Below are 20437 nucleotides of genomic sequence, written 5' to 3'. Positions count from 1 at the left end.
CGTCGTGGTCACCGCTCGCCTCCCGGGGACGCCGGAGCCGGCGGCGTCGCGCGGAAGTCCGCCGCGTACTCCCGGACGAAGGCGGCCATCGCCACCACCGTGTTGCGCACCTCCGACAGCAGCACCCGCTCGTTCGGCGCGTGCAGATTGCACATGCTGTCCTGCGCGCCGAACAACAGCACCTCCGCCCCCGGAGCCGCCCTCGCGAGGCCGTTCACCAGCGGGATCGAGCCGCCCGTGGCCACGTACGAGGCCTCCGTGCCCCAGGCCTCCTTCAGCGCGGTCAGCGCCGCCCGGTACGCCGGCCCGCCCGTCCGCGCCTCGAAGCCGGGGCCGGTGTCGCCCGGGGTGACGGTGAGCGGGACCCCGAAGGGGCGCTGCGCGCGCAGGTGTTCCACGAGCGCGCTCCGGGCCTCCTTGGGGTCCTGGAGCGGATGGAAGCGCAGGTTGAGCTTGGCCCGCGCGTACGGGACCACGGCGGAGGCGGCGCCCGCCACGTCCGGGGCGTCCAGCCCGATGACGGTGACGGCGGGCCCGCTCCACAGCCGCTCGCCGAGCGAGCCGGTCCCGATCAGCGGCAGTCCGTCCCGTACGGAGGCCAGCTCGCGGAACTCCTCCTCGGTGTAGGTCGTCCCCTCCCAGGGATCGCGGCGCAGCCCGGGCACCGCCACGTCCCCGTGCTCGTCGTGCAGGGACGCCAGCGCCCGCAGCAGGACCAGCAGGGCGTCGGGGGCGGCCCCGCCGAACTCCCCGCTGTGCCGCGCCTCCGCGAGGGTGCGCACCTCCACCATGACCTCGCAGGCCCCGCGCAGACCGGTGGTCAGGGTCGGGGTGCCGGGCCGCAGGTTGCCGAGGTCGGCGATGACCATCGCGTCGCAGGCGAACCGGTCCGGATCGGTGGGCGGGTAGTCGTCGAAGGGGCTGCCGTACTCCTCCTGGCCCTCGATCACGATCTTGATCCCGACGGGCGGGCGGCCGCCGTAGACCCGGAGCATGCCCAGGTGCGCGATCACGTTCGACTTGTCGTCGGCGATCCCGCGGGCCCGCAGGGCGCCGGGGACACCGGGTACGGGGGTCGGCTCGAAGGGAGGGGAGAGCCACAGGGTCGGATTGCCGGCGGGCTGCACGTCGTAGTGCCCGTAGAGCAGGACGGTCGGGGCGTCCGGGTGAGGGGGCGGGATCACGCCGTAGACGACCGGGGCGGTGTCCGGGAGGTCGATCCGCTCGATGGTGGGGACGCCCGCCTCCCGCAGCAGGGAGACGACCAGGTCGTGCGCCTCCAGGACCGGTTCCGGCGGGTACCCGGGGAAGGCGACCGAGGGGATCGAGGAGAGCCTCTCCAGGTCGGCCCGCAGGCCGTCCATCAGGGCGTCGACCTGTGCTTCGAGGGTCTGCGAGCCGTCCGCGTCCACCTGCCACCGTCCCTGCTCCCCGGGGCGACCCCGCTGAGCTGCGGGATCGGGTTCTTCCGATCATCGGCCGGGGGAGCGGGCCGTGCCGTGGCGGAGTGGGCCGGGCGGGTGAACGCATCTTGACCTGTCCGCCGCGTATCGAAGCACCGCCGTGATCGTTTCTTCAGACGTGACCCTCATCCCTGCCGCTGAACCGGGAGACGCGCGGTGACCGCTTGGCAGTACTTCGCCGGGGCCGGCCTGGTGGCCGCGCTCTGCCCGCTGCACGGCCATGTGGCGGTCGCCGGGGACGGCCACGGGCGCGGCGCCCGGGTCGACCTGTGCGTTCCGGCCGGGACGCGGGCGCGGCCTGTGCTGCCCCCCGTGGTGCGGCCCCCGGCCCCTGCCCCGGCTCCGGTGCCGGACGTGCCGCCGACGGCCCGGGTGGTCCTGCCCGGCGCGGCCGGGCCGACGGTGCGCCACCCGGGGGCCGGGCCGCTCGGGCCCGCCCCGGTGCCGGGGGCGGCCCCCCGGCCGACGGCGCAGGCAAGGCCCGGGGCGGCGCAGCCGCGGGCGGCCGCGGTGGAGGGGGCCGATGCCGTGCAGGCACCGCCGGGCGGAGCGGCGGCTCCGGACCGGGGCGCAGCGGGGGCGGGGGCGGCGGGGCGCTTCCACGTGCGCCCGTACCACTCCGCGGCCCTGGCGCGGCGCGGCCCGGACGGCATGTCCACCCTGATGCTCATGGTCGTCGTCACGACCCCGGCGGTGCTCGCGGCCGTCGCGCTGCGGCCCCGTTCCCGGAGCCGCGGCTAGCCGCGCCCGCACCTTCAGTCCGCTCATCCCGACCTACGGAGAACCCTCGTGTCCGAATGGCTGGTCCTGGCCATCGCCATGGCGCTCGTCTGCGCCCTCGTCCTCGCCTTCACCGCGATCCGGCACCGCCGGGTCGCGGCCGACGAGGACACCAGTGAAACCCCCGACGTCCTCGAGTACATGGTGATGATGGTCGGCGTGGTCTACGCGATCGTGCTCGGCCTGGCCATCGCGGGCGTCTGGGAGGCCCGTGGCGCCGCCGAGGACAGCGTGCGCCGCGAGGCCCAGTCCCTGTACGAGGTCACGCAGCGGGCCGACGTCTACCCGGCCGCCGTGCGCGACCGGATCCGCGGCGAGGTCGACGCGTACGTGTCCCACACCGTCAGCGTGGACTGGCCGCGGCTGACCTCCGGGGCCCCGGTGTCACCGGAGGGCGGCGAACTGCTCGGCAAGCTGCGCAGCGGTGTCACCCACCAGGCTCCGGCCAACGAGCTGCAGGCACAGGCCTACCAGCCGCTCCTGGACCACATCGCGGCCGCCGACGACGCCCGCCACGAGCGGACGCAGACCGACGAGTCCACGCTGCCGGGCGTGGTCTGGCTGGGGCTGGTCGCGGGCGGGTTGGTCACCGTCGGCCTGATCTTCACCCTGCAGATCCGGCGTTCGGGCCGGGAGCTGCTGCTCGCGGGGCTGTTCAGCGCGCTGATCGTGTTCCTGCTGTTCATGGTGTGGAGCTTCGACGCGCCCTTCGGCCGGGACGGCCTCGACTCGGCGGCGCCGTTCCAGGACCTGTTCCCGTCCCTGTCCCTGGCCGCCGGGAGCTGACAACCGGTGTGGAGGCCGGTGCTCAGCGTCCCGACAGGGAGGACTGCCGCCGGCATTCGGCCACCACCCGGGAGTTGCGCAGCGCGTGCGAGATCCGCACGAGGTCGCGGGGGCCTTCGGCGGGCGGTGGGGCGCCCTCGTCGCTGGCCCCGATGACCCGCCCCTCGGGGTCGGCGGCCCGGGCGCGCACGGCGGCCGCGACCATGGCCGCGTCGGCCACGGCCCGCGCGGTCTCCTCGTCGGCGCCGGCGGCGAAGGCCCGCGCGAGGGCGTCGTCCCGGTGGGACTGGTCGAAGTACGGGCCGAGGTGCAGGAAGCCGTCGTGGATGTCCGACTCGCGCTGGATCATCCGCAGCTCCACCGGGGACCACCAGGCCATCCTGACGCTGGGGGCACCCTTGGGTCCGCAGGTGCGCACCTCGCGCCAGAGCGTGCCCAGCTGCCGGTACGTGGACCAGTACTGCCAGGCGTCGGACAGCCGCTGGAACACCAGGGGGAGGACGAAGCCGATGGCGCTGACGTTGGCGCCGATGGAGGCGACGGGAGGAGCCACCGAGGTGCTGAGCCAGTCCAGGTCGTGTCCGGTCCAGCGGGCGACGACGGCGGTCATCTTGGTGGCGTCGTAGCAGAGGTTGAAGACGTACCCGATGACGATGATCACGAGGCCGACGCGGAGCCAGCCGCGCACCTGCAGGGACCAGCGCCAGCACATCGCGACCATCACGATGGCGGCCACGTTGTGGGCCACCAGGTAGAGGGCGATCATCTCCCGGATGAAGGGGGTGTTGGCGTAGTAGGTGTCGAAGTCCCGCAGCCGCTCGACCGGGGCGTCCCCGAGCGTGAACAGCACCATCAGCACCACGATCACCACGGAGTAGCCGAGGATCCAGGCGCGCGAGACGCGCCGGGTCTCCTCCGGCGGGCCGCCGCGCCAGTTGACGATGAGCACGAGGCAGGCGGCGCTGAAGGCGGTGATCAGGCAGTAGACGAACGGGGCGGAGAAGTTGGGTATGCCGGTCCAGCGGTTGACCGCCGCGATCGTGGGCGGGGCGGCGAAGGTGAAGACGGCACTCGCCAGAGTGAGCAGGGCGCAGACCGACCGCAGGAGCGGATCGCGCCAGTTCTTGCGGAGGGTCGGCAGTTTGAAGGCGAGTGCGATCGCCATGGCGGCTGCCGGTGTGTAGTAGTCCTGGCCTTTCAATGGTCGTTCCTGTGCCCCCGGTATCCGAGCGCGGCCTCGATGCGGCCGGCCAGTTGGTCCCGCTGTGCCGGTGCCCGGTGGCTGCCGGATCCGGCCAGCCAGGTCCGGCAGCGGCTGCCCAGGAGCAGCCCGAAGGTTTCCGCTTCGGTCTCCTCCTGCACGTCGGCGCGCGTGCGCGCGGCGACGCGTCGTACGGTCTCGCCGATGTCGGCCTCGTCCGACAGCAGCCGGGCGGCGACGGCGGCGCCGTCGACGTGGTGGCTGCAGTGGCCGGCCTTCATGTGCCACAGCTCGTGCCCGAGGATCACCAGTTGGTGGTCGGGTGCGGTGCGTTCCTCGATGACCACCAGATCGCGGTCCGCCATGTCGAGCCACAGACCGCTGGCCGTTCCCGGGGGGAACGAGGCCATCCGGAAATCCACCCGGCGGCCGCGGTGCTTGCTCATGCCCTCGCAGAGGGCGGCGTAGAGGTCCACGGGTTCCACGGGCGCGGTGAGGCTGATGCCCGCCACCAGCTCCCCGCACAACCGCCGCTGCTCTCTGCCTATGCTCACCGTTCTCCCCGTCGGCGCGGATCCGGATCAGGACTCAAGGATCAGACCCAGACTTTCGACTGGGTCAGGATTCGTTCGGTTTGACGCTTTCGAGGAGCATGTCCAGCCATTCGGTCACCTTGTCCCGGTGCTTGTCGCTGGGCAGTTGGGCGGCTCTCCAGGCGATGCCCCGGACGCCGTGGTTCTGGAGAAGTCTTGCCAGCGGATCGCCCGCCGAAGCGGCCGGAGCGGGTGCGGTTTCCCGGGCGCGGCCCGCGAAGTCCTGGAGCAGCTGTTGTTCGGTGCGCTGGAGGGCGTCCGTCAGCGCGTCCGCGTCATGGGCGGTCAGGAAACCGGCGTGCACCCCGAAGAAGCGCTGGATCGCGTCACAGTGTTCCATGGTCGGCCGCCGGTCGCCGTTGATCAGGGCTCCCGCCTGCTGGCGCGACATGGCGGCGCCGTCGGCGATCTCCTGCTGCGTGTAGCGGCGGCCGTTGGGCTTGACGCGGGTGCGGCGCAGGAGGTCGAGGCGCTGGAGGAACCGGGTCTGGAGATCGGGCTCGCCGGCGGGCCGGCCGTCCAGCAGGCTCCGGACCACGTCGGCGGGGACACCCGAGGCCTCGGAGAGGCGGCGCAGGTCGAAGACCTGGTTCAGGTCGCGGCCCAGCTTGCCGGCGAGTTCTGCGACCCGCGTGACGGTGGCTGCCAGGAGCGTGTTGGCCACCGCGACGGGAGCCGGGAAGCCGTCTGTCACCAGTGGTTCTCCTAGATCGCGCGAGGTCGGGGTACGGGCACGTGGTCGGCTTCTGGAATCTATCCGGTCTCGGTCCGTACGGCTAGAACGTGCCACATCTGTGGCGGGATCGAGCTGCCTGGAGGCTGGAATTGCCACAATAGTTGACACTCGAATGAAGTCGGTAGCAGGATCGCCACACAGAAATGAAGATCCAGACCGTAAGGAAGAGGGGGCTCTCGGTGCCACATCTCGCAGCGGTGGGCCCGTCCGATGGCCTCGCCCACATCGGTGGGGAGCGCCTGGCGGGCGAGGAGTCCGCACGCGGCGCCGTGCGGTCGGAGCGACGCAAGGAGATTTTGCGCCAGCGCCGGGAGGAACTGGGGCTGAGCCAGGAAGACCTGGCGGCGCGTCTGCGCATCAGCGTGCGCGCGTACGGGAACTGGGAGCGCGGCCTGGTCAAGGAGTGGACGGACCGCAAGCTGCTCGCCCTGGCCGAGGCCCTGGAAATGAGCGAGCGCCAGTGCTTCTGGCTCTTCCGCATCATGGTCGACCGCGACCCGCCCCCCACCTGGCGCGCGGCCGAGGACAGCCGGCTGCCCGACGATCCGGCCCAGCGCGACTACCTGTGCGACTACGCGGCCCTCATGGAGGCCGTGCCCTACCCCAGTTTCCTCGTGGACCACCGCTGGGACGTGGCCCTGACCAACTCGGCGTTCGACCGGCTCTTCCAGTCGGTGCGCCCGCATCCGACCGCCCTGCCGGACGACAACTTCCTGCGCTTCGTGCTGTTCCACCCGGACGCCGCGGCCGTGCTGGAGGACCACGAACCGGCCTGGTGCGTACCGCTGCTGGCCCGGTTCGCGACCGCGCTGGCCGCCGCCCCCGACGACGAGGGGCTGCGCAGCATCCGTCAGGAGGTGGCCCGTGACCCGTTCATGGAAGCCGCCTACCGGTACGGGGTGCCGCACTGGCTGACGACCCACGGGGCGGAGGCCGCCGAACAGGACGGCGCCGTGCGCACCGTGCGCCACCCGGACCCGGGCTGGGGCCTGGTGCGCTGCCGGATGGTGGCGGAATCCGGCCCCATGCTCGACGGCATGGGACTGACCCGGATGACCCTGGTCCTCTCCGCGCCGCAGGGCCTGCCCACGGGTCCGCTGCCGGGCGGTCCGGGCGCGCAGCAGTACCAGCAGCCGAGGCTGAGGGCCGTGCCGTCGCCGGTGGAGTGATCCGGCGGGGGAGACTGGTGCCGCGACACCCTGGTACGGGAGCACTGCGAAAGGCGGCAAGGGCGTGCGGCTGACGATCCTCGGCGGGGGCGGATTCCGGGTACCGCTCGTCTACGGAGCCCTGCTCGGCGACCACGCCGAGGGGCGGGTGTCGCACGTGACCCTGTTCGACGAGGACCCCGGCCGGCTCCGTGCCATGGCGCGGGTGCTCGCGGACCAGGCCGCCGGAATCGCGGACGCCCCGGCCGTCACGGCCACCACCGATCTCGACGAGGCCCTGCGCGGAGCCGACTTCGTGTTTTCGGCCATTCGCGTCGGAGGGCTGGAGGGCCGGGCCGCCGACGAGCGGATCGCCCTGGCCGAAGGCGTGCTGGGCCAGGAGACGGTGGGCGCGGGCGGGATCGCGTACGGCCTGCGGACGGTGCCGGTGGCCCGCGAGATCGCGCGCAGGGTGGCCCGTACCGCCCCCGGGGCGTGGGTGATCAACTTCACCAATCCGGCCGGGGTGGTGACCGAAGCCATGGCCGAGGAGCTCGGGGACCGGGTCATCGGCATCTGCGATTCCCCGGTCGGACTCGGACGGCGGATCGCCCGGCTGCTCGGGGCCCGGCCCGAGGAGGCCTGGATCGACTACGTCGGCCTCAACCACCTGGGCTGGGTGCGCGGGCTGCGGATCGGTGGCCGTGACGAACTGCCGCGGCTGCTGGCCGATCCGGGGGCACTGGAGTCCTTCGAGGAGGGCCGGCTGTTCGGGGCCGAGTGGCTGCGCTCGCTCGGCGCGATCCCCAACGAGTACCTGCACTACTACTACTTCAACCGTGACACGGTACGGGCCTACCAGGAGGCCGAGCAGACGCGCGGCGCGTTCCTGCGCGACCAGCAGCGGGGCTTCTACGCCGAGGCCGGACGCCCGGATCGGGCCCCCGGGGAGGCGCTGGCCGCCTGGGACCGCACCAGGGCCGAGCGCGAAGCCACGTACATGGCCGAGAACCGCGAGGTCGCGGGGGTCGGCGAGCGCGAGGCGAGCGACCTGGAGTCCGGCGGGTACGAGAAGGTGGCCCTCGCCCTGATGCGCGCCATCGCCCGGGACGAGCGCGCCACCCTCATCCTGAACGTCCGGAACCGCGGGACCCTGTCCGTGCTCGACGCCGAGGCCGTCATCGAGGTGCCCTGCCTGGTCGACGCCAACGGGGCCCACCCGGTCGCCGTCGATCCGCTGCCCCTGCACGCGGTGGGCCTGGTGACCTCGGTCAAGGCCGCCGAGCGGGCGGTCCTCGCCGCGGCGGCGAGCGGATCGCGGGCGGACGCGGTCAAGGCCTTCGCGCTGCATCCGCTGGTGGACTCGGTCGGGGTGGCCCGGAGGCTGCTGGCCGGGTACGCGGCGGAGCACCCGGGGCTCCACTACCTGTGCTGACGGCCCCAGCCCCTGCCCGGATGGGCTAGTGCCGCATGCGGCGGGGCGGGGGCGCTGTGAGAGTGCGAGATGTGACCACAGCCGAAGGTGCAGCCCCCGCCATATCCGCCGAGGCACCGCCCGTGCTCGACCGGCGCTCGCGCAACATCGTGTTCGGCACGATCATGCTCGGCGTGCTGCTGGCGGCCCTGGACCAGACGATCGTGGGCACGGCGCTGCCCACGATCGTGGCGGACCTCGGCGGCGGCGACCACATGTCGTGGGTGGTGACCTCGTACCTGCTCACCGAGACGGTCGCGACCGTGCTCGTCGGCAAGTTCGGCGACCTCTTCGGCCGGAAACTTGTCTTCCAGGTCTCCGCCATCGTCTTCATCACCGGCTCGTTCCTGTGCGGCCTCGCGAGCAACATGACCCTGCTCATCGTGTGGCGCGGCATCCAGGGCATCGGCGCCGGCGGGCTGATGGTCACGGCGATGGCCCTCATCGCCGATGTGGTCCCCCTGCGCGAACGGGGCAAGTACCAGGGCGCGATCGGTGCCGTCTTCGGCGTCGCGACGGTGATCGGGCCGCTGCTCGGCGGACTCTTCACCGACCACCTGACCTGGCGCTGGGCCTTCTACGTCAACGTGCCGATCGCGATCCTGGTCGTGGTGGCGGCCGCGCGGACCATCCCCTCCGTGCGGGCCGCGGGCAAGCCGGTCATCGACTACCTGGGCATCGCGATGGTCGCGATCGGCGCGAGCGCGCTGATCCTGGCCACCAGCCTCGGCGGGAACGAGTACGCCTGGAGCTCGCCGCTCATCGTCGGGCTCTTCGCGGGCGGCGTCGTGGCCCTGGCGCTGTTCTGCCTGGTGGAGACGCGCGCAGCGCAACCGATGCTGCCGATGCGGCTGTTCCGCAACCCCGTCTTCTCGGTCTGCTCCGTCCTCAGCTTCGTCGTCGGCTTCGCGATGCTCGGCGCGATGACCTTCCTGCCGACGTACCTGCAGTACGTGGACGGGGACTCGGCCACCGTCTCGGGAGTACGGACGCTGCCGCTGGTTATCGGGCTGCTGATCGCGTCGGTCTTCAGCGGCAACGTCACGAGCAAGACCGGCCACTACCGGATCTTCCCGATCGTCGGCTGCGCGGTGATGGGCGTGGGCCTCTACCTGCTGTCGCGGATGGGCCCGCAGTCCGGCGCCTGGCTGGAATCGCTGTACATGTTCGTCCTCGGCACCGGCATCGGCCTGTGCATGCAGGTGCTGACCATCGCCGTGCAGAACACCGTGGACTACGCCGACCTCGGCACCGCGACCTCGGGCGTCACCTTCTTCCGCACCCTCGGCAGCGCCTTCGGGACCGCCGTCTTCGGCACGATCTACGCCAACACCCTGAAGCCCGCACTGGCGAAGGGCGTGGCCGAGGCGGCGCGCGCCACCGGCGAGGACCCGCGGCAGCTGGGCGTCGCCGCGCAGAGCCCGCAGGGCGTGCACGGGCTGGATCCGGCGGCGGCCGGGCCGGTCATCAACGCCTACGCGGACACCCTCCACACGGTGTTCCTGTGGACCGTGCCGGTGGCGGTGGTCGGATTCGTCGTCGCGCTCTTCCTCAAGCAGGTCAAACTGCGCGACAGCGCGCGGGCCGGTTCCACGGACATGGGCGACGGCTTCGGCTCGCCCGCCACGGCCTCGGGGGACTCGGCGAAGCTGCTGGAACTGGCGGTCGGCAAGCTGGTGCGGAGCATGGGGCCGGAGACGGCCCGCGGGATCGTGAACTCCTCCGACACCAGGCTGGACATGGCGGGCGCGTGGGCGGTGATGCAGGTGGACCTGATGACCCGCACCGTCGGCTACGCGAGCCTGGGACTGATCGCTTCGCGCCGGCACCTGCCCCCGGAGGTACTGCTGCCGGTCTTCGAACGGATGGTGGACGAGGGCTACATGACGCGGCAGAACGGCTTCTACACGCAGACCCCGGCGGGCGAGCGCGAAGCGGGAGTCATCTCCGCCGCGTGGGCCCAGTGGCTCGGCGACCAGCTGGAGAAGGACCGGGGCCGGCCGCGCAGCGCCGAGCTGCGGGCCGCGGCGGACGCGATCGCGAAGCGGCTCCTGGCGGAGGACCTGGGGGACGGGAACTTCGCCCCGCGCGCGATGGCGGGGCGGCCGTAGACCGGGCGGGAGATCGCGGAACCGGCGGAACCTCCGGGCGTGTTCGGACGTCTGATCATGTGAACACGGACGACCAACGGGGGAGCTGGGCATGACGATCACGCTGGCGGAGGAGATCACGCTGCTGTCCCTGGACGACGAGTCCGGGTCGGTCAAGCAGCGGCAGGCGGTGGGCTGGGCCGTGGCCGGAGCCCTCCTGCTCGAACTGGTCCTCGCGGAGCGGGTACGGGTCTCGGGCAAGTACCTGGAGGTGGTCGACAAGTCGCCCACCGGGGAGGAACTGCTCGACGGCCGGGCCGAGTCGATCCGGACCTGGATGCGCGGCCGGCCCAAGCGCCGGGTCAGCGAATGGCTGACGAAGGACCAGGCCAAGGCCATCGGCGCGGCGGTGGAGCGGCTGACCGCGCGCGGCGTGGTCGTCGAGGAGCAGCGCAAGGCGCTCGGCGTGTTCCCGGTCCGCCGCTACCCGGAGGCCGACGGCGCGGTCGAGCGCGCACTGCGCGAGCGGATCGCCGCCGCTGTCCAGAAGGGCGCGGAGCCGGACGAGCGCACCGCGAGCCTCATCACGGTGATCCACGCCGCCGACCTGCACGGCCTGGCCTTCCCGGGGGCCCCGCGCAAGGAGATCAAGGCGCGCACGGCGGAGATCGCCGAGGGGCAGTGGGCAGCCGAGAGCATCCGGACGGCGATCCGCGACATGCGGCTGGCGATGGCCGCGATCACCGTGGCCACGACGGCGACGGTGTTCGGCTAGGCCGTGCTCGCCCGGGTCGGCCCGGTCGTCGGATAGTCGTACGAGGGCACGTGCGGGAGGCCCGGAGCGAGCTCGGGCCGCCACGCGCGCAGGGCCGCCGCCGACGGGGCGTAGAGGGCCGCCGGGATCGCGGCCGGGGCGAACCAGGACCAGCGGGCGATCTTGTGGGGCTCGGTGACCGTGGCGGTGCCCTCGGCGGCCGAGGTGACGGCCGCGGCCGTCAGCCGGGTCGGGCCGGAGGGGGCGGTGGAGTCAGTTCCTGAGCTGCCCGCCAGCATGATCGACACGATCCGGATCTCCTCCGGGGCGACCCGCAGCGAGGTCTCCTCGGCCAGTTCGCGGGCGGCGGCCTGCTCGAAGCGCTCCCCGGGGTCCACCTTGCCGCCGGGCAGCTCCCAGCGGCCGTCGTGCGCCTGGCCCAGCAGCACCCGGCCGTCGCGGCCCACCACGATCACGCCGACTCCGACGACCGCGTGCGCGCCCGGGACTGCGCGGCTGCGGGGTGCTCCGGGCGTGCCGTGCTCCCCGGGGCCGTCGGCTCCGTCGGGTCCCTCGGCCTGGTGGGGTTCGGTGCTCATGGGCGTCCTTCGGCGGATCGGGGCGGCGGGGGCGGCATGGCGGTGCGGCCCGGCTGCGACCTTATGTCCAGGAGGCCGGACGGGGGTTCCGGTGGGCCGGGTTTCGGCGGGGCGCTCCCCGCGCAGACTTCCCGCGGTCAGATCGTCGCACTGGTGCACCGGCGCATCGGTGGCCGGTCGGCGGGTCCATCGGCTCAAGGGGGTTCCATGGCACACGTGCTGGTGGTCGGCGGGGGCATGGGAGGGCTGGCCACCGCGCTGCTCGCGGCGCGCCACGGACACACCGCCGAGCTCTTCGAACGCGATCCCCGGGCCCCCGGCACCGCGCTCGACCGGGACTTCTTCGGCTGGCACCGGACGGCGGTGCCCCAGGCGAACCAGCCGCACGTGCTGCTCGGCGCCGCACGGGCCGTGCTGCGCGACGAACTGCCCGACGTCCACGCCGAGATGCTCCGGCTCGGAGCCCGGGAGCGGCACGAGCTGGACTGGTTCGACGTACGCCCGCCCGCGCGGCCCGGGGACGAGGACCTGGTGATGCTCCAGGCGCGGCGCATCGTGCTGGAGAGCGCGCTCGCCACGGCGGTACGGGCCGAGCCGGGGGTGGTCGCGCGGTACGGGGAGCCGGTGAGCGGACTGGTCGCGGGCGGCTCGTCCGATTCCGTGGTCCGTGTGACGGGAGTGACCACGGAGGCGGGGGCCTACGAGGGGGACCTCGTCGTGGACGCGGGCGGCCGGCGCGGCGGCTCCGAACGCTGGCTGGCGGCGATCGGCTGCCGGCCGGGCGTCGTGGAGCGGCACCGCACGGGCCTCGCCTACTTCTGCCGCTGGTACCGGCTGCCCGAGGGACGCGAGGAGGGGCCGCGGCGCCCCTGGGCGGTGACGGGCGGCAGCTTCGCCGGGTGCGCGGTCTTCCCCGCCGACAACCGGCTGTTCGCCGTGACGCTGTTCGTGCACACCGGGGACCCCACGCGTTCCGCGCTGCGCGATCCGGCCGTGTTCGAGGCCGCCGCGCGGGCCTTCCCGCCGGGCGGGGCCTGGCTGGGACTGGGCGCCGAACCGCTGTCCGGGGTCCTGGCCACGGCCGGCCTGGACAACCGCTGGAGCGCCCCGGTCGACGGGCTGGGGCCGGTGGTGAGCGGGTTCGTGCCGGTCGGGGACGCCGTGACGCACACCAACCCGACCCTCGGGCAGGGCGCCTCGCTCACCTTGTGGGCCGCGCGCAGGGTGGCCCGTACGGCCCACCAGGACCCGGGATCGGTACGGTTCGCCGCCGAGTACCACGCGTGGGCGGTGCGCACCCTCAAACCGTGGTTCGACTTCCAGGTGGTCGCGGACGGGGCCATCGGGGAGCGGTTCGCGACCCGCGCCGGGCGCACGGGGACGGCCCGGGAGGTGGCCGCGCTCTTCGACTGCGCGCTGGAGGACCCGGAGGTGATGCGGGCCCGCGCGAGGGTCCGGCACCTGGCCGATCCGCCCGAGCGGACGTACGCCGACCCGGAGATCAGGGCGCGGGTGGCGCGCTGGCTGGCGGCGCGACCCGACTACGTGCCGAACAGCGGCGGCCCGAGCCGGGCGCAGTGGGAGGCGCTGACCTCCGGCTGAGCTGCGGCGGACCTGGCGGACCTCCGGCGGTCCTGCGGCTGACCCGAGGCTGACCTGCGGCGGGTCTCCCGATGCGGGCGGATCAGCCGGCCGGCGGCCCCAGCACCTCGGCGAGGTCGTAGCCGACGACCTCCTCCAACTGGGCGTACGTACAGCTCAGCGGCTCCCGGTCCGGCCGCATGCGGCGGAACTGCGCGGTGTGCCGGAACCGGTCGCCCTCCATGTGGTCGTACGCGACCTCGCAGACCCACTCGGGGCGCAGCGGCACCCAGGACAGGTCCTTCTTCCCGGTCCAGCGGCTCTGCGCCCCGGGCAGCCGGGCGCTCTCGTGCGCCGACTCCTCCGCCCAGGCGGCCCACGGGTGGCCCTCGGGGCCGGACATCCGCAGCGGTTCGAGCTCGTCGATCAGTTCGGCGCGGCGCTTCATCGGGAAGGCCGCGCAGACGCCCACGTGCTGGAGGGTGCCGTGGGCGTCGTAGAGCCCCAGGAGCAGCGATCCGACAATCGGACCGCTCTTGTGGAAACGGAATCCCGCGATCACGGCGTCGGCCGTACGCTCGTGCTTGATCTTGAACATGAGGCGGGCATCGGGCCGGTAGGGGAGATCGAGGGGTTTGGCGACGACCCCGTCGAGCCCGGCGCCCTCGAATCGTTCGAACCACTCCCGTGCGAGCGCGGGATCGGTGGTCGCGGGTGCGAGGTGGACGGGGGGACGGGCTGTGGAGAGCACGCGGGTCAGGGCGGCGCGGCGGTCGGAGAGCGGTGTGTCGAGGAGGGCCTCGTCGTCCAGCGCGAGCAGATCGAAGGCCACGAACGAGGCCGGGGTCGTCCCGGCGAGCAGTTTCACCCGGGAGGCGGCGGGATGGATCCGCTCGCTCAGCCGGTCGAAATCGAGCCGCCCGCCCTGGATGACGACGATCTCGCCGTCGAGGACGCATCGGTCGGGCAGATTGGCCTTCAGAGCCGCCACCAGCTCGGGAAAATACCTGGTCAGGCTCTTGCCGGTGCGGCTGCCGAGCTCGATCTCGTCCCCGTCCCGGTGGACGATCGCACGGAAGCCGTCCCACTTGGCCTCGTACTGCATGCCCGGTGGGATCGCGGACACGGATTTGGCGAGCATCGGCTTCACGGGTGGCATGACCGGCAGATCCATGTCTCCGATTCTGGGGCGGTACGCACGCACCCGCTCGGTGTGCGGGGCCGCGCGGGGCCGCCTACCGTGGCCCACATGGGTGCAGCGGGCAAGGCGATCGAGCTGGAGGCGGGCGGCCGGGCCGTCCGGCTGTCCAGCCCGGACAAGGTGTACTTCCCCGAGCGCGGCCTCACCAAGGGGGACGTGGCCGCCTACTACCTGGCGGTCGCGGACGGCATCACCCGCGCCCTGCGCGACCGGCCCACGACCCTGGAGCGGTTCCCGGACGGGGTGGAGGGCGAGTCCTTCTTCCAGAAGCGGGCCCCGAAGAACCTGCCAGACTGGATCCCCACGGCCCACATCGCCTTCCCGAGCGGGCGCACCGCCGACGAGATCTGCCCGACCGAGCCGGCCGCCGTCCTGTGGGCCGCCAACCTGGGCTGCCTCACCTTCCACCCCTGGCCGGTCCGGCGCGGGGACACCGACCGTCCCGACGAGCTGCGCATCGACCTTGACCCGCAGCCGGGCACCGACTACCACCACGCGGTCGCGGTCGCCCACGAACTGCGCGGACTGCTGGAGGAACTGGGGCTGCGCGGCTGGCCCAAGACCTCGGGGGGCCGCGGCCTGCACGTGTTCGTGCCGATCGCGCCGCGCTGGACCTTCACCGAGGTCCGCAGGTGCGCCATCGCCATCGGCCGGGACCTGGAGCGCCGGATGCCGGGGAAGGTCACCACCGCCTGGTGGAAGGAGGAGCGCGGCGAGCGGATCTTCGTCGACTACAACCAGACGGCGCGCGACCGCACCATCGCCTCGGCCTACTCCATCCGCCCGCGCCCGCACGCCCCGGTCTCCGCCCCTCTGCGCTGGGACGAGCTGGATGCGGCGGAGCCGCGCGACTTCGACATCGTGACGATGCCGGCCCGCTTCGCGGAACTGGGCGACCTGCACGCCGACATGGACGAGCACGCCTTCGCCCTGGACGCCGTGCTGGAACTGGCCGACCGTCACGAGCGCGACCACGGCCTCGGCGACATGCCGTACCCCCCGGACTACCCGAAGATGCCGGGCGAGCCCAAGCGCGTCCAGCCGAGCCGCGCGAAGCACGAGGACTGACCGTGGCCGACCGTGATTCCTAGGACGCCCGGGCCCGGGGGAGGAGGCGCAGGGCGGCGGCGAAGGCGGAGTCGCGGTGCGCGTCGAACTCCTCCGGGGTGAAGACCGGGGTGGTGACGTGGACCGGGATGCCCGGACCGTCGAAGGTCTTCCCGGTACGGGTCAGGAACTGCTCGTTGGGCAGGCCGAGTTCCCACCCGTTGGGGAGGGTGCGGTCGAGCACGTCGGAGAAGACCCCCTGGGTCGGTTCACCGATGCGCACCGTCCGGCCGGGGCGCTCCATGAGGGCCTGGGTGAAGGTCTCGCCCGCGCTCATGGTGGAGCCGCCGGTGAGCACGGCGACCGGTCCGGTGTAGCGGGGGCCGCGCGCGGGCTGGACGTACAGGGGCTGCGGGCGGGTGAACCGGGTCGCGTCGGCGGGGTCGTTGCGCACGCGCTTGGCGTAGGCGAAGTACGGGCGGTCCGTGAGCTGGGCGGCCAGGCGCAGTCCGAGCTCGTCGGAGCCGCCGCCGTTGATCCGCAGGTCGATGACCAGTCCGCGCAGGCGGGCGGTGCGCTCCGCGGTGAAGACGCTCTCCAGCACACGGTCGAGCTCGGCGCTGTCGGAGGCGAAGTCCCCGCTCTCGGTGTAGCTGCCGAAGCCGGAGAGGCGCAGGTAGCCGCGGCCGTCGGGCAGGTCGGCGTAGGAGATCCGGCCCCGGGCAAACTCCTGCGGAGCGCGTCCGCCCAGGTCCACCTCCTGGATGTACGCCTTGATGCGGGCGTCGAGTTCGGGGCTGGGCGTCACGGTGCCCGGGCGGCCCTCGGCGAAGAACCGGTCACCGCCGAAGAGGTGGACGTGCGCGTCGTGCAGAGGGGCGAGCATCTCCTTGAAGACGGCGAAGAGTTCGTCCTCGGTGGTGCCCGCGTGCACACGGGGCCGGTGGTTCGCGCGTACGGCGTTCCAGTCGACGCCCTTGGCGGCGAAGAAGGGATAGTTCTCCGCGAAGGTCTGCCAGAACACGTCGAAGGTGGCGACGGGGTCGGCGGCGGGGCCGGGCTGCTGGGCCTCGCGGCACCGCTCCGGCAGGGCGACGAGCCGGCGGGTCGCGCGGTCGCCGACCGAGCCCTCGAAGCGCACCGAACCGGGGCGCACGGTGAGGACGTCCCCGTCCCCGTCCCCGGTGGCGTAGCGGAGGGCGGTGGCGCTCCCGCTGCCGGGGACCCGTACCGCGCTCGTGCCGGGCAGGCAGCTGATCCCGGTGACCTGGTACTCCTGGAGCCGCCCGGACTCCACGCGGAGCACGGTGCCGTAGCCGTCGAGCTGCCAGATTCCGACCGCCCCGGCGGCCGGGCCCTCCGGGGCGCCGGATGCGGCGGTGGCGGCCGCGGCGGGGCCGGCGGTGCTCGCCACGAGGGCGAGGAGCAGCGCCGCCGCGGCCGCGCGCGTCTGCGTCCGCCTCCGTGTCCGCGTGTGCGGAGTGGTCATCGTGTGGTCCCCGTTCGCCGTTCTGCGTCGGTCGAAGTTCCTCGACCCGGACCAGGATCCGGGGCGGCCGGGGGCCGGGGACATCCGGCGGCCCACCCGCCCCGGGTGGGGCTGTCCCCCGGATCCTCCGGGGGCTGCCCGGCGCGGGAGGGTCATCAAAGTCCCTGATGGGGAAGGCAGTTCGTCCAGATTTGTGGATCAACGTCGTCTACCTTCGTCGGTAGGGGTGGCCGCGCCCGGATGCCTGCCCGCGCGATCCCTCCATAACAACACGAACGATCGTGCTAATATCCTCCCATCGTCCTGACCCGCCAGCGCCGTCTGGCCACTCTGAGGAGATCCGGAGAACCGGGCATGCACCCCATGGCTTCACTCCTGAGCACCACCCTCAACATCACCGCCCGGGTCGCCCCGGGCCCGGTCGGGCGGGTGGCGTTCGCGCTGTTCGTGCGGCCCCTCGGCCGGCCGAAGGTGAAGCCGGGCGAAGCGGAGGTCATGGCCCGGGCCGTGACCGGACGGCTCGTCGTGGACGGGATACCCGTGACCACCTACCGCTGGGGCGAGGGCGACCGGCCGGTGCTCATCGTGCACGGCTGGACCTCGCGCGCCTCGCGCTTCGCCGGCTTCGTCGAGGCGCTGCTGGCCGAGGGTCGGACCGTGGTCTCCTTCGACGCACCCGGCCACGGCGCGTCCGGCGGCCGGGCCACCACCATCCTCCGGCAGCGCGAGATCATCCGGCAACTGCACGCGCGGCACGGGGAGTTCTCGGCCGTCCTCGCGCACTCCTTCGGGGTGGTGTCCACCTTCTTCGCGCTGCGCGACGGGATCCGGGCCGACCGGATCGCCGGTATCGGCGCCATCGCGGACTTCGACTTCCTCGCCGAGCGGTTCCGCGCGATGCTGGGCGTCAACCAGGCCGTCGAGGACGCCATGCGGCGCCACATCCAGCGCCGGCTCTTCCCGGACGAGCCCGGCACCTGGCCCCGCTTCGACGCGTGCCACCGCCCCGAGGAGGTCCCCTCGGAGATCCTGCTCGTCCACGACGCGGACGACGACACCGCGGACCCCGGCCAGTCCCGCGCCATCGCGGCGGCCTACGGGGAGCGGGCCCGGCTGATCGAGACGAGCGGACTCGGCCACCGCCGCATCCTCCTCGACCCGCACGTCATCGCCACCACCGTCGCATTCCTGAGCGCACCCCCGGCGCGGACCCCTGCACCGCACCCGGCCGGGGCCGCGGGAGCCACCCGATGACCTCCACCCGACCCGAACCCGCGGCCTCCGCCTCCGTCCCCGCCTCCGTCCCCATCCCCGCCCCCGGGTCCGATTCCGGGTCGCGATCGGCCGAGGGCGGCCCCGGGGCCGGGCGGGTGCTCGCCCTGGCCAGTGCCGTCACCTTCCTCGCCTTCCTCGACGCCACCGTCGTCAACGTCGCCTTCCCCGATCTGCGCCGGGCCTTCCCCGAGGTGTCGCTGGCCCGCCTGACCTGGGTCATCAGTGCCTACGCCGTCCTGTTCGCCGCCCTGCTCGCCGCGGCCGGCCGGCTCGCGGACACCCTGGGCCGCCGGATCCTCTTCCTCGGCTCGACCCTCGCCTTCACCCTGACCTCGCTCGCCGCCAGCGCGGCCCCCACCGCCGACCTGCTGATCGTGGCCCGCGCGCTCCAGGGAGCGGCCGCCGCCGGGATGATCCCCGCCGCGCTGGGCCTCGTACTCGCCCACACCCCGCCCGCCCGCCGGGCCGCGGCCCTCGGCGCCTGGTCGGCGGCGGGCGGACTGGCCGCGGCCGTCGGCCCGAGCATCGGCGGACTGCTCGTCGAATGGTGGGACTGGCGGGCCATCTTCCTCATCAACGTCCCGCTCGGCCTGGCCGTCGCCTGGGCCGCCGCGCGGGTCGTCCCGCGGGAGCCGCGCACTGGACGCAGGCTCCCCGACCCCGTCGGTACGACGGCCCTCGCCGTCGGCATCGGGGGAGTGGTGGCCGGGCTCTCCCAGGGCACGGAGTGGGGCTGGACCGACCCGAAGGTGCTCGCCCCGGTCATCGGCGGCGCCCTGGCGGGCACCCTCGCGCTGCGCCGCTCGCGCAGTCACCCCGCCCCGGCCGTGGACCGGGACCTGTGGCGCGACCCCCTGTTCGCCCGGGCCAACATCGGCGCCCTGCTCTTCGGCGCCGCCATGTACGCGTGGCTGCTGACCGGCCCGTCCTACCTCATCGAGCGCTGGGACTGGTCGGTCCTGCGGGCGGGCTTCGGCGTCACACCGGGCGCCGTCCTCGCCATGGCCGGCGCGCTCGTCGTCGGCCGCCGGGTGCCCGCCCGCCTGCAATGGGCCGCGGTCACCGTCGGATCGCTGCTCTTCGCCGCCAACGCCCTGCTGCTGTGGGGCTGGGTCGGGGAGTCCACCTCGTACGCCCAGATCTTCCTGCCCGCCTCGTTCCTCGGCGGCCTCGGCATCGGGACCGTGGTGACCGCGCTGTCCACGACGGCCTCGGCCGGCCTCCCGCCGCAGCGGTTCGCCGCCGGTACCGGCCTGCTGATGACGGCCCGCCAGCTCGGCGGCGCGCTCGGCGTCGCCGGCACGGCGGCCCTGCTCACCGGGCCCGGCGCGGGGGACCACTGGCGCGGAGTCTTCCTGCTGATCGCGTTGACCGCGCTGGGCGGAGCGGCCGCGGGTGCCTCGATGCGGCTCAGCGGTCCGTCCGGGCAGGCGCGCCCGGCGCAGCAGGCGCGGTCGGGAGGCTGACGGCCGGGGCGTCGCCGGCCGAGAAGCCGGCGGCCGGGAACGAGAGTACGGGCGGCCGCTCCGGGAGTTCCTCCGGGGCGGCCGTCGCCGCGCGCAGCCGGGCGAGGATGCCCCGCGCGGCCCGGTCGTAGGCGGTGGTGTCCTCGTGCAGCACGGAATGCGCGTTGGCCAGCTCCATCATCGCCATGATCTCGAAGGCGAGCTGCTCCACGTCCACCTCCCCGGCCGGCCCGCGGAACCCGCCCGCCAGCCGGGCCTCGTCGAGGAGCCGCTCGACGTACCGCGTCCACTCGCCGCGGATCCCGGCGATCTCGTCGTGGACGGGCCCGGGACGGGAATCGAACTCGGCGGAGGCGGAGTAGAAGAAGCAGCCGCCGGGGAAGACCCTGCGGCCGGAGTAGCCGAGCCAGCTCTCGCACAGCCGCCACACCTTGGCGAGTCCGGCGGGCTCGTCCCGTACCGGCCGTACGACCTGCTCGACGAAAACGGCCCGGGCGGCGTGCACGGTGGCGAGCTGCAGCTCCTCCTTCGAACCGAAGAGGGCGAACACCCCGCTCTTGCTCAGCCCCAGATCCGTGGCGATCTTCCCCAGGGACAGCCCTTCCAGGCCGTCCACCGAGGCGATGCTCATCGTCCGTTCCAGGACGGTCCGCCGGGTCTGGTTCCCGCGCTCCACGCGTCCGTCTGCCATGCGGTCATGGTACCGAAATCAGCGCACGCACGGTCGTTCACTCAATGCTGTTGATCAGGCGTT

General features: G+C 73.4%; 18 protein-coding genes. 10 read left to right on the top strand and 8 right to left on the bottom strand.

Annotated features, from left to right (window positions below; translation table 11 throughout):
• Positions 1 to 8: 8 nt before the first annotated feature.
• Positions 9 to 1412: a M20/M25/M40 family metallo-hydrolase gene (locus tag NLX94_RS03000; protein ID WP_308402360.1), complete on the bottom strand. Its 1404-nt coding sequence runs from the start codon at positions 1410 to 1412 to the stop codon at positions 9 to 11.
• Between the two features lie 207 nt (positions 1413 to 1619).
• Here NLX94_RS03000 and NLX94_RS02995 point away from each other — a divergent pair, with 207 nt between their 5' ends.
• Both NLX94_RS02995 and NLX94_RS02990 read left to right on the top strand, forming a co-directional pair.
• Entirely contained in the window at positions 1620 to 2204 is a 585-nt protein-coding gene (locus tag NLX94_RS02995; protein ID WP_254380956.1) for a hypothetical protein, read from the top strand.
• Positions 2205 to 2252: 48 nt separating this feature from the next.
• Positions 2253 to 3029 (top strand): DUF4239 domain-containing protein, encoded by a 777-nt coding sequence (locus tag NLX94_RS02990; protein WP_254380955.1) that lies wholly within the window; start codon positions 2253 to 2255, stop codon positions 3027 to 3029.
• A 22-nt stretch (positions 3030 to 3051) separates the two neighbouring features.
• Here NLX94_RS02990 and NLX94_RS02985 read toward each other — a convergent pair whose 3' ends face one another.
• The 3 genes from NLX94_RS02985 to NLX94_RS02975 form a co-directional block, all read right to left on the bottom strand.
• Complete coding sequence (locus NLX94_RS02985) at positions 3052 to 4230, bottom strand: MAB_1171c family putative transporter (protein WP_254380954.1); 1179 nt, start codon at positions 4228 to 4230, stop codon at positions 3052 to 3054.
• On the bottom strand, positions 4227 to 4784 hold the full coding sequence (locus NLX94_RS02980) for a toxin-antitoxin system, toxin component (protein WP_254380953.1): 558 nt from the start codon (positions 4782 to 4784) through the stop codon (positions 4227 to 4229). Before NLX94_RS02980 ends, NLX94_RS02985 begins: the two co-directional genes overlap by 4 nt.
• A 64-nt stretch (positions 4785 to 4848) precedes the next feature.
• Positions 4849 to 5517 (bottom strand): helix-turn-helix transcriptional regulator, encoded by a 669-nt coding sequence (locus tag NLX94_RS02975; protein ID WP_243338946.1) that lies wholly within the window; start codon positions 5515 to 5517, stop codon positions 4849 to 4851.
• A gap of 221 nt (positions 5518 to 5738) precedes the next feature.
• On the opposite strand from NLX94_RS02975, the gene NLX94_RS02970 reads away from it, so the two are divergent.
• The 4 genes from NLX94_RS02970 to NLX94_RS02955 all read left to right on the top strand — a co-directional run bounded on the left by NLX94_RS02970 (position 5739) and on the right by NLX94_RS02955 (position 11046).
• Positions 5739 to 6728 carry a helix-turn-helix domain-containing protein gene (locus NLX94_RS02970; protein ID WP_254380952.1) on the top strand — a complete coding sequence of 330 codons (990 nt, stop codon included), beginning with the start codon at positions 5739 to 5741 and terminating at the stop codon, positions 6726 to 6728.
• A 64-nt stretch (positions 6729 to 6792) separates the two neighbouring features.
• A complete protein-coding gene (locus NLX94_RS02965) occupies positions 6793 to 8142 on the top strand; it encodes a 6-phospho-beta-glucosidase (RefSeq protein ID WP_254380951.1) in 1350 nt (449 codons plus the stop codon).
• A 71-nt stretch (positions 8143 to 8213) separates the two neighbouring features.
• Positions 8214 to 10292 carry an MDR family MFS transporter gene (locus NLX94_RS02960; protein ID WP_254380950.1) on the top strand — a complete coding sequence of 693 codons (2079 nt, stop codon included), beginning with the start codon at positions 8214 to 8216 and terminating at the stop codon, positions 10290 to 10292.
• A gap of 91 nt (positions 10293 to 10383) precedes the next feature.
• On the top strand, positions 10384 to 11046 hold the full coding sequence (locus NLX94_RS02955) for a GPP34 family phosphoprotein (RefSeq protein ID WP_254380949.1): 663 nt from the start codon (positions 10384 to 10386) through the stop codon (positions 11044 to 11046).
• Here NLX94_RS02955 and NLX94_RS02950 read toward each other — a convergent pair.
• Complete coding sequence (locus NLX94_RS02950; protein WP_302168641.1) at positions 11043 to 11624, bottom strand: NUDIX domain-containing protein; 582 nt, start codon at positions 11622 to 11624, stop codon at positions 11043 to 11045. The genes NLX94_RS02955 and NLX94_RS02950 overlap by 4 nt on opposite strands.
• 207 nt (positions 11625 to 11831) lie before the next feature.
• On the opposite strand from NLX94_RS02950, the gene NLX94_RS02945 reads away from it, so the two are divergent.
• On the top strand, positions 11832 to 13226 hold the full coding sequence (locus NLX94_RS02945) for an NAD(P)/FAD-dependent oxidoreductase (protein ID WP_254380948.1): 1395 nt from the start codon (positions 11832 to 11834) through the stop codon (positions 13224 to 13226).
• Positions 13227 to 13308: 82 nt separating this feature from the next.
• Here NLX94_RS02945 and NLX94_RS02940 read toward each other — a convergent pair whose 3' ends face one another.
• On the bottom strand, positions 13309 to 14379 hold the full coding sequence (locus tag NLX94_RS02940) for an ATP-dependent DNA ligase (RefSeq protein ID WP_254380947.1): 1071 nt from the start codon (positions 14377 to 14379) through the stop codon (positions 13309 to 13311).
• 75 nt (positions 14380 to 14454) lie between these two features.
• On the opposite strand from NLX94_RS02940, the gene ligD reads away from it, so the two are divergent.
• Entirely contained in the window at positions 14455 to 15474 is a 1020-nt protein-coding gene (ligD, locus tag NLX94_RS02935) for a non-homologous end-joining DNA ligase (RefSeq protein WP_254380946.1), read from the top strand.
• A 19-nt stretch (positions 15475 to 15493) separates the two neighbouring features.
• On the opposite strand, the gene NLX94_RS02930 is transcribed toward ligD, so the two are convergent.
• A complete protein-coding gene (locus NLX94_RS02930) occupies positions 15494 to 16942 on the bottom strand; it encodes a S41 family peptidase (protein WP_254380945.1) in 1449 nt (482 codons plus the stop codon).
• A gap of 363 nt (positions 16943 to 17305) precedes the next feature.
• On the opposite strand from NLX94_RS02930, the gene NLX94_RS02925 reads away from it, so the two are divergent.
• Both NLX94_RS02925 and NLX94_RS02915 read left to right on the top strand, forming a co-directional pair.
• The gene (locus tag NLX94_RS02925) at positions 17306 to 18196 is read left to right on the top strand and encodes an alpha/beta hydrolase (RefSeq protein WP_254380944.1); all 891 of its coding nucleotides are present in this window, start codon (positions 17306 to 17308) and stop codon (positions 18194 to 18196) included.
• Positions 18193 to 19683, top strand: a complete 1491-nt coding sequence (locus tag NLX94_RS02915; protein WP_302168640.1) for an MFS transporter — start codon at positions 18193 to 18195, stop codon at positions 19681 to 19683. Before NLX94_RS02925 ends, NLX94_RS02915 begins: the two co-directional genes overlap by 4 nt.
• Here NLX94_RS02915 and NLX94_RS02910 read toward each other — a convergent pair.
• Positions 19628 to 20374, bottom strand: coding sequence for a TetR/AcrR family transcriptional regulator (locus tag NLX94_RS02910; RefSeq protein WP_308402359.1), 747 nt, complete (start codon positions 20372 to 20374; stop codon positions 19628 to 19630). The two genes, NLX94_RS02915 and NLX94_RS02910, sit on opposite strands and share 56 nt — an antisense overlap.
• Positions 20375 to 20437 lie beyond the last annotated feature (63 nt).

This window comes from Streptomyces sp. TBY4, from assembly GCF_024213195.1.
Lineage (GTDB): Bacteria > Actinomycetota > Actinomycetes > Streptomycetales > Streptomycetaceae > Streptomyces.
This window is presented reverse-complemented; position numbering and strand designations above follow the sequence as displayed.

What these genes read in the sequence shown, in the direction of transcription:
- NLX94_RS02915 (WP_302168640.1), top strand. Translation starts at nt 18,193, where the DNA reads ATGACCTCCACCCGACCCGAACCCGCGGCCTCCGCCTCCGTCCCCGCC.
- NLX94_RS02930 (WP_254380945.1), bottom strand. Translation starts at nt 16,942, where the DNA reads ATGACCACTCCGCACACGCGGACACGGAGGCGGACGCAGACGCGCGCG.
- NLX94_RS02925 (WP_254380944.1), top strand. Translation starts at nt 17,306, where the DNA reads ATGGCTTCACTCCTGAGCACCACCCTCAACATCACCGCCCGGGTCGCC.
- NLX94_RS02940 (WP_254380947.1), bottom strand. Translation starts at nt 14,379, where the DNA reads ATGGATCTGCCGGTCATGCCACCCGTGAAGCCGATGCTCGCCAAATCC.
- NLX94_RS02955 (WP_254380949.1), top strand. Translation starts at nt 10,384, where the DNA reads ATGACGATCACGCTGGCGGAGGAGATCACGCTGCTGTCCCTGGACGAC.
- NLX94_RS02910 (WP_308402359.1), bottom strand. Translation starts at nt 20,374, where the DNA reads ATGGCAGACGGACGCGTGGAGCGCGGGAACCAGACCCGGCGGACCGTC.
- NLX94_RS02945 (WP_254380948.1), top strand. Translation starts at nt 11,832, where the DNA reads ATGGCACACGTGCTGGTGGTCGGCGGGGGCATGGGAGGGCTGGCCACC.
- NLX94_RS02950 (WP_302168641.1), bottom strand. Translation starts at nt 11,624, where the DNA reads ATGAGCACCGAACCCCACCAGGCCGAGGGACCCGACGGAGCCGACGGC.
- ligD (WP_254380946.1), top strand. Translation starts at nt 14,455, where the DNA reads ATGGGTGCAGCGGGCAAGGCGATCGAGCTGGAGGCGGGCGGCCGGGCC.